14 protein-coding genes and 2 pseudogenes are annotated in these 11,251 nt (G+C 36.8%); 11 read left to right on the top strand and 5 right to left on the bottom strand.

All coding sequences use genetic code 11. From position 1 onward, the window contains the following. Nucleotides 1-328: 328 nt before the first annotated feature. Together L0951_RS13490 and L0951_RS13485 are read left to right on the top strand one after the other, a co-directional pair. Nucleotides 329-604 (top strand): hypothetical protein, encoded by a 276-nt coding sequence (locus tag L0951_RS13490; RefSeq protein WP_234111784.1) that lies wholly within the window; start codon nt 329-331, stop codon nt 602-604. Between the two features lie 69 nt (nt 605-673). Further along, nucleotides 674-1,288: a GIY-YIG nuclease family protein gene (locus L0951_RS13485; RefSeq protein ID WP_234111783.1), complete on the top strand. Its 615-nt coding sequence runs from the start codon at nt 674-676 to the stop codon at nt 1,286-1,288. A 235-nt stretch (nt 1,289-1,523) separates the two neighbouring features. Here L0951_RS13485 and L0951_RS13480 read toward each other — a convergent pair whose 3' ends face one another. After that, nucleotides 1,524-1,904: a transposase gene (locus L0951_RS13480; RefSeq protein WP_234111782.1), complete on the bottom strand. Its 381-nt coding sequence runs from the start codon at nt 1,902-1,904 to the stop codon at nt 1,524-1,526. 39 nt (nt 1,905-1,943) lie between these two features. On the opposite strand from L0951_RS13480, the gene L0951_RS13475 reads away from it, so the two are divergent. Beyond that, nucleotides 1,944-2,210, top strand: a complete 267-nt coding sequence (locus L0951_RS13475) for a GIY-YIG nuclease family protein (RefSeq protein WP_123249468.1) — start codon at nt 1,944-1,946, stop codon at nt 2,208-2,210. On the opposite strand, the pseudogene L0951_RS13470 reads toward L0951_RS13475, so the two are convergent. The 3 genes and pseudogenes from L0951_RS13470 to L0951_RS13460 form a co-directional block, all read right to left on the bottom strand. Continuing rightward, nucleotides 2,211-2,933: pseudogene (locus L0951_RS13470) on the bottom strand (transposase); the annotation flags it as partial. It abuts the gene before it with no gap. Next, on the bottom strand, nt 2,917-3,582 hold the full coding sequence (locus L0951_RS13465; protein ID WP_234111781.1) for a tyrosine-type recombinase/integrase: 666 nt from the start codon (nt 3,580-3,582) through the stop codon (nt 2,917-2,919). The gene L0951_RS13465 and the pseudogene L0951_RS13470, both read right to left, overlap by 17 nt. 75 nt (nt 3,583-3,657) lie before the next feature. Then, a pseudogene (locus L0951_RS13460) lies at nt 3,658-3,786 on the bottom strand (integrase); the annotation flags it as partial. A gap of 355 nt (nt 3,787-4,141) precedes the next feature. On the opposite strand from L0951_RS13460, the gene L0951_RS13455 reads away from it, so the two are divergent. The 8 genes from L0951_RS13455 (at nt 4,142) to L0951_RS13420 (ending at nt 10,394) form a co-directional block, all read left to right on the top strand. Then, a complete protein-coding gene (locus L0951_RS13455; protein ID WP_234111780.1) occupies nt 4,142-4,840 on the top strand; it encodes an adenine nucleotide alpha hydrolase in 699 nt (232 codons plus the stop codon). Continuing rightward, nucleotides 4,837-5,025, top strand: a complete 189-nt coding sequence (locus tag L0951_RS13450) for a hypothetical protein (protein WP_234111779.1) — start codon at nt 4,837-4,839, stop codon at nt 5,023-5,025. Before L0951_RS13455 ends, L0951_RS13450 begins: the two co-directional genes overlap by 4 nt. A gap of 209 nt (nt 5,026-5,234) precedes the next feature. Next, nucleotides 5,235-5,561: a helix-turn-helix domain-containing protein gene (locus L0951_RS13445; protein WP_234111778.1), complete on the top strand. Its 327-nt coding sequence runs from the start codon at nt 5,235-5,237 to the stop codon at nt 5,559-5,561. Between the two features lie 5 nt (nt 5,562-5,566). Further along, complete coding sequence (locus L0951_RS13440) at nt 5,567-6,859, top strand: DNA cytosine methyltransferase (RefSeq protein ID WP_234111777.1); 1,293 nt, start codon at nt 5,567-5,569, stop codon at nt 6,857-6,859. Continuing rightward, nucleotides 6,846-8,168, top strand: coding sequence for a hypothetical protein (locus tag L0951_RS13435; RefSeq protein ID WP_234111776.1), 1,323 nt, complete (start codon nt 6,846-6,848; stop codon nt 8,166-8,168). Before L0951_RS13440 ends, L0951_RS13435 begins: the two co-directional genes overlap by 14 nt. After that, nucleotides 8,168-8,746, top strand: a complete 579-nt coding sequence (locus L0951_RS13430; RefSeq protein ID WP_234111775.1) for a hypothetical protein — start codon at nt 8,168-8,170, stop codon at nt 8,744-8,746. Before L0951_RS13435 ends, L0951_RS13430 begins: the two co-directional genes overlap by 1 nt. Then, entirely contained in the window at nt 8,746-9,378 is a 633-nt protein-coding gene (locus L0951_RS13425; protein ID WP_234111774.1) for a hypothetical protein, read from the top strand. The genes L0951_RS13430 and L0951_RS13425 overlap by 1 nt, the downstream gene beginning before the upstream one ends. Then, on the top strand, nt 9,375-10,394 hold the full coding sequence (locus tag L0951_RS13420) for a Kiwa anti-phage protein KwaB-like domain-containing protein (RefSeq protein ID WP_234111773.1): 1,020 nt from the start codon (nt 9,375-9,377) through the stop codon (nt 10,392-10,394). Before L0951_RS13425 ends, L0951_RS13420 begins: the two co-directional genes overlap by 4 nt. A 357-nt stretch (nt 10,395-10,751) precedes the next feature. Here the strand turns inward: L0951_RS13420 and L0951_RS13415 are convergent. Further along, a partial coding sequence (locus L0951_RS13415) for a transposase (RefSeq protein ID WP_234111772.1) occupies nt 10,752-11,251 on the bottom strand: 500 nt, incomplete at its 5' end.

Raw genomic sequence — 11,251 nt, 5'->3', positions numbered from 1 at the left:
TCGTTCTTAATTCCTCCGGAGATTTTTTTTTGTAGCCATTTTATGGGTTTTTAAAAGGTTAATGAAAACAAAGTTAATGAAACGGCGAATGGGAAAAGCTACCGGAGGTTTAGTTCAACATTGGTTTTGCAAGATGTGGCTGAAAATACTTTGCGCATAAGCCACACATCGCAAAGCCTTGAACGTTATCTGTGATTTCAGAACAAAATTCCAATATCAAAAGACTGCTGTTTGAAAGAGAGATGACGGGCGGGCAAAAATTAACCAAAAACAATTCCAGTTCGACGCCTTTAAACTTCGAGTGAAGTAATCGGGAAATTTAGAAATTATGAAAAGTGTATTTTATTCATTAGCGTTAGCAGTAACTCTATTATCTTGTGGAGCTGCGGTTAGAACAATAGGTGGCGCAACAGAAAGTAAACTGATTGAGACAGTCGCGGTTGAGCAAGGGTGTCCAAGAGAAAATGTTAAAATCATTGACAAATCTAAAAATTCTGGAAACGCAACTTACGCTTTAGATGTTTGTGGAACAAGAATGGTTTACAAACAAGTAGGTTCCGTATTTATGGAATCTGGAAAAGCTAATTCAATGTTTCAAAAATAAAACAGAAAAATATTGCTAATTTCAATTTGAAAGGATTGGAATTAGCAATTATTTTAAAAAATAGTTACCATGAATAAAGATGTACTGGAATTTATCGCCGAATATAAATTAGATCCTCAACACTTCTTTGACGCGAATGGGCAAACATTGACTTCAGACGTAAAAGAACAAATGCGAAATGAAGAGAAAATTTTCGCATTTAACACAACAGCTTGTAATAAGGGACATCATATTAAGTCCCGAAGCGGTCACTGTATTGTTTGTGAACCTAAAAACATCCACTTCACTTTAATAAATTTTAATGAAGGTTTTGTTTACATTGCTGCTTCAATAAAAGGTAGCGTTATTAAAATTGGTTCAACAAATAATATTGAAAAAAGAGAAAAATATTTAAATGAAAAGAAAGGTTATGGAAATTTCAACGATTGGAAAATTTTGCATTATTTAAAATGCCCAAAAATGGGTTATCATGAAGATAATATTCAAAGGACCTTAGAGAGATATAGAGAAAAAGATATACCATACTACATTGGAACTGAATTAAAATATTCAAATGAAATGTTTAGAATCAGTTATCAAAAAGCGTATAGTACATTTGAGGAATACTTTACTGGAAAAAACTTCCAGAGTAAGCAAATAGAAAGAGATCTTTCCAAATATAAATTTATGAATTTGCCCAAATGAAACCACAGATAATAACTAAGCTTTCGTTGGGCTTGAAAAGCCAACAATGAAAGCCCGTTGAACGGAACCTTCGGGGGCTTTTTTGGCAGTCTATGGAGTTATCGTTTTTAGAATTTAGATACACAAAGCAGTTTTTTTAGAAGTACTGCTTTTTTTGTGGGCAGAAGTGGCCCTTTGTAGGGTTTAAATGCTGTGATTTTTCGTTTCAGCATATAATTTCCCTTACCCGCAAAGTTTATTTCGCAGAGAAAGTTTGGGTGAGGAAAAGAAAATCCTGCGGCGGACCACGTTGCCCGAAAATGGCAATGGCCACCAGGTTTCCTTTTTTGCAACAGCGGCATTTTCTGAGCATAGTCTGGGGAACAATAACGCTCCGTTCCACTTTTAAACTTTCTTGCAAACTCTGGAGTTTTCCACGCTTCCAGCTGCTGCTTAAAATACCGTAATGGCGGATCCTTACAAATCTTTTCGGCAGGATATGCAGACTGAAGCGCCTGATAAACTCCACATTCGATAAAGTCATTTCTTTTTTCTCGCCGCTTTTGCGGTAATCTTTGTAGACAAAACGAACTTCTTTATCTGTGACTTCCTTAATCCGGTGATTGCTGATGGCCACTTTACCCCGTAGGATTTCTAACTTTGCTAAAAAGAGAATATGTTTTATTATGTTTATGTCTTACTTAGCGAAAGAGATGGATTGTTTTATACAGGATACACTTCTAATTTGCAGTATAGATTGATACAACACAATAATGGAGAGGTTAAGTCTACTGCAAGAAGATTGCCTTTCAAATTGATTTATTGGGAAGGCTGTTTAAATCAGCAAGATGCGACCAGAAGAGAGAAATATCTTAAGTCTGGAAATGGAAAAATTTATCTTAGAAATAGATTAAGGGAATATCTAAAAAATCCAACGGGGTGAATGCGTGTATCTGCCTAAATATTCGATGACTTGCTTGGGGCCACCAAAAGGTCTTTTCGCATACACAACCCAGTTTTTGGAGAAAAGCCTTTCAGTCAAGTTTTGGTCACTCATACCATTAGCTCTCAATAAAGCCACAAACTTCGCACGGAACACTTTGCTCATCGCTTTTACAGAGAAGAGATATTTATCCGTTCGTACTTTCCTTCTCCATTTTCCCTGCTGGTTGATTCCACCACCCGGTACAATGCAGTGCAGGTGCGGATGCAAGCTCAGGTTCTGCCCCCAGGTGTGCAAAACCGCAATCATTCCCAACTGGATTCCTTCGGTTTTCCCGAACTGGTTTAAAGTTGCCCAAGCCGCTTCAAACAGGGTTTTGTAAATGAGGGTGGGATTTGCAATGGCCAAACCGTTCAGTTCTTCAGGAAGCGTAAAAACCAGATGATAATAACTGCACGGGAGTAAATCCTGTTCGCGCTTCTGGATCCACTCTTCCTTTTTGTGTCCCTGACACTGCGGGCAGTGCCTGTTCCGGCAGGAATTGTAACTGATGGAAAGATTTCCGCAGCCGTCACACGCATCGATATGACCACCCAGAGCGGAAGTCCGGCAACAGGACAAAGCCCGAAGTGTCTTTTCCTGATGAACGCTGAAGTTTTTGGCCGGTAAATCGATTTTGCGGAGAACTTCAGCAACAGTTCCGCCCTTAGTTCGGGTTTCCATTTTTGCGGCATAAAGCAAACACGGTATCCAAAGGACTGTGCGGTTTCTGATCCGACAGCTGACAGACATGCAAATATTCCATGGTCGATTCAATTCTTTCATGGCCCAGAAGTTTTTGAACCATAATGATGGAAACTCCATCTTCCAATAAATGCGTGGCAAAGCTGTGTCGCAAAGTGTGGGTATGAACCTCTTTGGTAATGCCGGCTTTTTTAGCAATAGTTTTAATCACCCACTGAACTCCTCTTTGACTGTAGCGGGAATCGAAATCCGGTGTGCCAGAATCCGGCTGGTCAATCTCTTCAACATTCCTGTTTTGATTTCCGTTGAATAAATACTGAACCGGATTTTCAATACTGATGAAGGTTTTCAGTCCCCGGATTAAATGTTCGGACAAAGGAACATAACGGTCTTTCCGGCCTTTACCCTGCACAATGTGAAGCATTTTCCGGTCGAAATCCAGATGCCGAAGCTCGATATTCCGCACTTCCATACACCGGAGTCCACACCCGTAGATCAGTCCGATGAGCAGTTTATGCTTCAGGAGTTCGGCGGTTTGAAGCATGCGCCAGATCTCTTCCCGGCTGAGAATTACAGGAAGTTTCTTGACTTTTGGAATGGTGGGAAGATGGAGGTAGCTGTAAGGCAAGCCTTCGGTTTTCAGCAGGAAACGCAGCCCGTAAACAGTATGTTTAAAGTACGACTGAGAAGGGGTTTTTGATCGTTTTTGAAGTTCAAAGAGATAATCTTTGATGTCTTCCGGGTCTAATTCGGTAGGGATTTTACCGAAATGAAGCGCTAAGGCGGCAACATGCCTGGAATAATTATCAAAGGTTCGTTTGCTTCTGCCCAGAATGGAAATATTTCTTTCAAAGCGTTGCAGGAGTTCGGCAAAACCGTTAACTTCGCTAGAGGCACGATTGAGAAACTTGTTAGTCCTTAACTCCTCCGGAGATTTTTTTTTGTAGCCATTTTATATGTTTTTTAGGGTTTAATAAAAACAAAATTACTAAAACGGCGAATGGGAAAAGCTACCGGAGGTTTAGTTCAACAAGGTATTGCCAAAAGCGGGGTTGAATGGCTTCGATTGTACATTTGTGCAAGGTTCAACTTTCGTTCTTCGATTGAACTTTTGTGCTAAAAACCCCCGCCTTCGGCAATACCCAAAACGTTATCGGTCAGTTTAGAGCGACACCAAAACAGACAGAATGAGCCAGAAGAAAAAAGCAGTATTTAATTGGAGTGGCGGAAAAGACTCTGCATTAGCTCTTCAAAAGACATTACAAGACAACGAGTTTGACGTTGTTGCATTGCTGACAACTATTAACGAAGAAACGCTGACATCTTCAATTCATTCCATTCCTGTTGAACTACTGACAAGACAAGCGGACAGTATTGGTATCCCTCTTTACACCGTATTATTTGCCAAAGACCTGACAGGGTATGACGACAAAATGCGAGAAACCGTTGAACATTTTAAGAAACAAGGCGTTACTCATTTCATTTTTGGCGACATTTTTTTGGCAGATGTAAAAACATACAGAGAGAATAAATTAAACCCATTAGGAATTGAAGTCATTGAACCGCTTTGGGACAGAACATCTGCCGAAATCATTGCCGACTTCATAAAATCAGGAATTAAATCAAAAATCATCGTTACGCAAGCAGACAAATTAGACAAGACATTTATCGGAAAAGATTTAGACGAAAATACAATAAACACATTTCCTGACGACATTGACGTTTGCGGAGAAAAAGGAGAGTATCACACTTTTTCGTATTCGGGAGATTTATTCAAAAAACAAATTGACTTTTCAATCTCACAGACAAACAAAATTTCATACGACATAAATTTGGACAACGGACAAACAAAAACGTTTGAATATTGGCAAGCAGAAATTGTATGACGACAGAAAACCGAACCGATAACATCGTATTGGCATTAGGCGGGCTGAACGGCTTCGTATCAACGGAAGTGCAAAATTCAACATTCGTTCTTCGTATCAAGTTCAGTGCTAAAAATCCCGCCCATCGCCAATACGCGGCCCGTTATCTGCAACCCCTGCCGAGCGACCGTACAACAAACAACTGACTGACAAAAACTCGACAACCCACCGCACATTGCAGCACATTTACAAGCCGCACAAAGCCAACGCATAGACCCAAGCTTGCAAAAGAGCTGCAATTTTGCCAATGCACCCAAGCCCACCCACCACCCGAAATATTTTGCTAAAGAATTTGGTATGACAGAATATAAATTCCTATTTTTGTCAAAATCGTCAAGACTAAAAAATCAAGACAATGGAAGCAAACTTTGGAGAATATATAAGAACATTAAGAACTCAAAGCGGTTTGACACTTACGCAATTAGGTGCAAAACTTGGCATTGACTCTGGTGCATTGAGCAAAATTGAAACAGGAAAAAAGGAATTTGACGAGGCTTGTTTGTCTAAACTTGCAGAGACATTTAATCTTGATTTGGAAACACTAAAATCTGAATTGATAAGTGAAAAAATTGCATACACACTTTATCAAAACAAGTGCAACGATAATGTACTTACTCTTGCAGAGGAAAAGGTAAAATACATCAGACAGAAAAACACAATACAAACAACGATTAAGCTATAAACATTATGTACAACCAAACAGAATTAGAAACAATTTCAACTGTGGAAGAACCGCAAATGTTTATTGACTTTAAAACCAATAAGCAAAATAAATCTGCAAATAAGAATAAAACGTTCAAAATCGTATCGCTATTTAGCGGTTGCGGAGGTTTAGATTTGGGCTTTTCGGGAAACTTTGATTTCAGAGACAGACATTTCGATAAAACAAAATTCAAAATCGAATATTCAAACGACATTGACCCAGCGGCTGAATACGTCTATAATGCAAATACCTCTTTTTTCAATAATCACGAATTACATCGTGAAGATATAAAAGATGTTGACTTCAAAAATATTCCCGATTTTGACTTTTTGCTTGCGGGTTTTCCTTGTCAGCCATTCTCAAACGCAGGATTAAGAAAAGGTATCAATGATGAAAGAGGAAACCTTTTTGAAGAGTGTGAAAAATTGCTAAAAGTAGGATTAGGAAGAGAGAATAAACCTATTGGTTTTGTTTTTGAAAACGTAAAAGGAATTATGTCTTCCAAAATGGAAGATGGCACAAGTATTCCCGATGAAATTGTAAAACGTACCGAAAAATTAGGATTTAAAACTTGTTACAAACTTTTAAAGACAAGCAATTACGGCGTTCCGTCTAACCGTCAGCGATTAATTATTATTGGCATTAGGAAAGACCTTGATTATTTTGATTTCAGTTTGTTAGACCAAATTGTGGCAGAGTATAATTTGCCAAATGAAACGGATAATCCTTACGATTTATACCTTGGTTCTGCATTGTGTGATATTCCTAAAAATGCACCACAAGCAAATGATTTTTGGAAATATTCGCCAGGAGGACAATATATGGTTGACAAAATTGGACCTTGCGAAGATGGTAAAGAAGCGTTAGCGAAGTTTAAAAAGAAAACGCCATTAAATAAAATCAGTCAAACAATTTCTAAAGGTAAATCTTGGAAAAGTATGAACCCCGAAGATATGTCGGAGCGTTTTAGAAAAATTTGGGATAACCCAAAAAAATACCACGCACCTAACTTTTACCGCAGGTTTGCATTGGGCGAAATTAATGGTACAATTACGGCTTCGGCTCAACCCGAAAACTGTGGTATTACCCACCCTTTTGAGGACAGAAGATTTACGATTAGAGAGATTGCGAGAATTCAGTCTTTTCCAGATAATTTTAATTTTCCTTACAAAACTATAGCAAATGCTTATAAAGTAATCGGCAATGCAGTACCACCTGTATTTGCTTGGGTTATAGCCAAAGCTTTAGAAAAGCATTTAGAAAATGGAGCAGATTAATCATATTAAAGCATACATATTAGGGTTACTGGTTGGAAGTGGAAAGATAGACGACAACACATTTGTAATTGACCTTCCATTCAAAAAATGGGGAATGGAACCCAAACGTATGAATATCATAGCGACAGATATTCTGACGAAGATTTGCCAATACTTTAATTCATCGTACAACTTTAATGTTACTTACGAAATTGGTAATGGTAAATGGTTGATTATGCCTATTGACAATTCGGATATTTCAAGCCTGAAAAACGATTTGCAATATTTAGGATTACCAATTGGTGGTTTTTTGCTTTCTTCCGTTGATTTAACAACCGCCAAAACAAAATTAACTGGTATAAATACAGCAAGTTTCTTGTCTGGGATTTTTGATACAAGAGCAAGTTTAACTTTATCACACAGAAGATTTACGGATGATGCACCAGTTGTTTCTGTTGAAGTTCCGGGAAGTACACGCAATTTTAATTTTGTTGTACAGCTTTGTGCGTGGCTTACAGATTTAGGATCAACAACCGACCAAATTTTATACAACCATCCAAACCAACATTCGGCTTCTGACCCTGATTACAAAGGTTGGAAAAAAGGATTTAAGATTAGGTTCTTAGTTCGCTCATTTCTTACTCAATATTCATTTGCATTACAAGCCAAATCTATTGATGTAACAAAAATTGAGAAGCATCAAAAGAAAGAGGAACAAATACCTTGTATTTTACGAAAGTTAAGAACACCAAGCCCTGTTTCTGTTCATATTGACCAAAATTCTGACGAACTACCAATTGAAGTGAGAAACAAATTGTTTTTCCACTATCATCATTTTTGTGCTGTTTTGAAATGTCCACACGCACCTATTGAGGAAATCGAGAAATTAGTAAAGAACAAAAACAAGTACATCAACTTCTTTCCAAGATTATCAAAAGGAACGAAAAAAGAACTTTTGAAAAAGCTGAATGAAATTCAAACAGAATATTTTCCTGAACTGGAAATTTCAACACATAAAGCCAAAGTTTCAAGACTTATAGAATACGAAGACTTTGAAAGTTTCACGGGAGTTGACCAAGGTATCGCCTATCTTTTTGCACAAACTTTAAACGGCAAAAGACACACAGGTTCAATGGATGATATTGTTCAAAGCAATACATCGGAAATATTAACTGTGAAAACCATTGGAAATACTTTTGACAGTCCTTTATTAGTCATTAATCCTATAAATGACAGAGCATTTATTTGTTCATCCGTAAGTAATAGCTTGAACCAACAGCTTATTAAAACTAAAATTAAAGTAGATAACCTAACAGTAAAATTGAAATAGTGATACAGAACGAAATAAGCTATTATGAAGAATTTTCGAAGAAATTCAGCCAATACCTAAGCACATATCTTAGGGAAAATTACAGCATATTCTACTCTTGTAATAAAACCTTAGACTTCATTGTTTCTGATTTAGAAAACCAATCGGGAATTACCATAAAGGAAGAAGGAACTTACATTCCTAAACTGAAAGTCGATATAGTATTTTCCATCATCAATCCCGACAAAAAAGTGCGATTGATACTTATTGAAGCAAAGTATTTAAGTCAGTTGAGTTTAAAGGATTATTCGCAGTTGGTTGGATATTTACAAGTTGCAAAAACTATTGATTTAGGATTATTACTTCTTATTCAAAAAGGAATGTCGCCCAACAAACTATCAAACGATTTTCAAGAAATTGTACGGTTGAAAAAGCTTCCTATGGACTGGTTTATTGATATGAAGAAAATTAATGAACAATACAATTTCAAGACAGGCATCATTAACTATTTGCCAGCAGGAGGAATTGATTGGATTGACACAGCAGACATTAACGGAATTTCATCGTTTGAAGAATTAGCAGAAATATTGAAAATGTAATGACGAAGCAACAAAACAAAGGAATTAATAATTTACACGGAATAGCTCAATTTTCGCTTTTCGTGTCATCTTATTTGCCATTGTTTTTGCTACTAATTTTACGTCAAATATCTGTAAATAGTGAATATTTAAATTGGGCAGGAGTTTCTTGGGAAACTACAAAAGTATTTGGAGCAAAATTTGGTTTGTCAGCAATTCTTATATTTTTCTCGGTCATTGGAGCATTTGGTTATTGGAAAACATTAGCCAATATTGAAGAAGTTGCCAAAAATGGAAATCCAGTAACTGTTACTGATGTGAAAAATAAAAATAGTGAAGCAATTGGATACATTGCTACTTATTTAATCCCGTTTTTATTTCAAAGTTTTGATGGTTGGTATGAATGTGCTTCCGTTATTTTTCTACTTTTAATAATCTACCGCATTTACATCAATTCATCTTTACTATTAATCAATCCCCTTTTGAGTTTCAGATTTGGTATTTACGAAATTGAATACACCACTCAAAATGGTAAAAACAGGAATGGATTAATTATTTCAAGAGACAAATCTTTACAAGATGATTGTAAAGTAAAACTATATGAAATCGGACATAAACTATATTTCGCAACCAGTAATAACTCAAATAAATGATTATCGAGGAACTTTTACAAAAAGTAGAAAATATAAGTAAGGATAACACAATCCTATACTTTATTACAAGAGTGCTAAAACCAGAAGTAAAAGCATCAAGCAAGGTAATGGACAAATATTTGTTCAAAGTTTACCAAATTGATGTAAATGATGAAATAAGAGAACATCTTTACACACTTACACAAGAACAGTTAACTGGTCTCATAAAACGAAAAACTGAATTACACGAATATGATGTAATTACGGATGATACCGCTCAATTGTTTACCTATCAAATGACAAACAAAGCAATGTCATTTTACGATGTTGTGAATAATCAATTAACATCAAATCCACCTAAGATAAAAAGCTTAGAAGAAATTATAGTAAATGAAGAATTATGGGCATATTGCGTTGGCTTCTATAATGATGAAAACGAATGGATTTATACATTTAGAAAAATACTTGCTGCTAAAGTAGCAATTGATGAAAACGACAGCAATAAAAAAAGTAAATTTCAAAAAACAATTAGAACAATTTTTAACTCAAAAAGTCAAAAGTTGGAATTAATTGAAGGCGAAACTGTTAATCTTGACAAACAAATAGATTGCATCTACTTTGAAGATACTTTTTACATCGCTAAAAAAACACAGTTTGAGCAAATTATCGGTTTAGAAGAAGAGTACAAACATCAGGCAAACGAAGTTGTGACAGAATTAGCTTCAACAAATATGTTTGAAGGACTTGAAATCATTTCAAAGCAGATAGAATTAAATCCGTCTATCCATAAAAAACTTGTACGACTTACAAAAATTGGAAATTACAAAGACCTTGACGCAAAGACAATAAAGAAAATGCAAAAAATTTGTAAGAAGTACGGAGAAACATTGAAGTTGAAAGACGGAAAATTATTCATCGAAGATGAAAACGACATTACACTAACGCTTAAAGTTTTAGCAGATTATTATAAACTCGGAGAGGTATCGGGAAAAGCATACGGAACTTATGCAGGTAAACAATTACAAACAACTCAATAAGCCAACACACAAGCACACACATTTGCAAGCTGCACAAAGCCAACGCACAGACCAAAGCTTGCAAAAGAGTGTGCTTCTTGCCAACGCTCAACCGACCGACAACAAAAGCAACTGAGAAAAGGGGCAGCAGATAATAACTAAGCTTTCGTTGGGCTTGAAAAGCCAACAATGAAAGCCCGTTGAACGGAACCTTCGGGGGCTTTTTTGGCAGTCTATGGAGTTATCGTTTTTAGAATTTAGATACACAAAGCAGTTTTTTTAGAAGTACTGCTTTTTTTGTGGGCAGAAGTGGCCCTTTGTAGGGTTTAAATGCTGTGATTTTTCGTTTCAGCATATAATTTCCCTTACCCGCAAAGTTTATTTCGCAGAGAAAGTTTGGGTGAGGAAAAGAAAATCCTGCGGCGGACCACGTTGCCCGAAAATGGCAATGGCCACCAGGTTTCCTTTTTTGCAACAGCGGCATTTTCTGAGCATAGTCTGGGGAACAAAAACGCTCCGTTCCACTTTTAAACTTTCTTGCAAATCCTGAAGTTTTCCACGCTTCCAGCTGCTGCTTAAAATACCGTAATGGCGGATCCTTACAAATCTTTTCGGCAGGATATGCAGACTGAAGCGCCTGATAAACTCCACATTCGATAAAGTCATTTCTTTTTTCTCGCCGCTTTTGCGGTAATCTTTGTAGACAAAACGAACTTCTTTATCTGTGACTTCCTTAATCCGGTGATTGCTGATGGCCACTTTGTGGGTGTATCTTCCCAGATATTCAATTACCTGTTTCGGGCCGCCAAAAGGCCGCTTGGCATAGACGACCCAGCTTTTGGCGAAGAGTTTCTCCATAAGATCAGCATCTTTAATTC

Source organism: Chryseobacterium sp. R2A-55, assembly GCF_021401085.1.
Classification (GTDB): domain Bacteria; phylum Bacteroidota; class Bacteroidia; order Flavobacteriales; family Weeksellaceae; genus Kaistella.
This window is presented reverse-complemented; position numbering and strand designations above follow the sequence as displayed.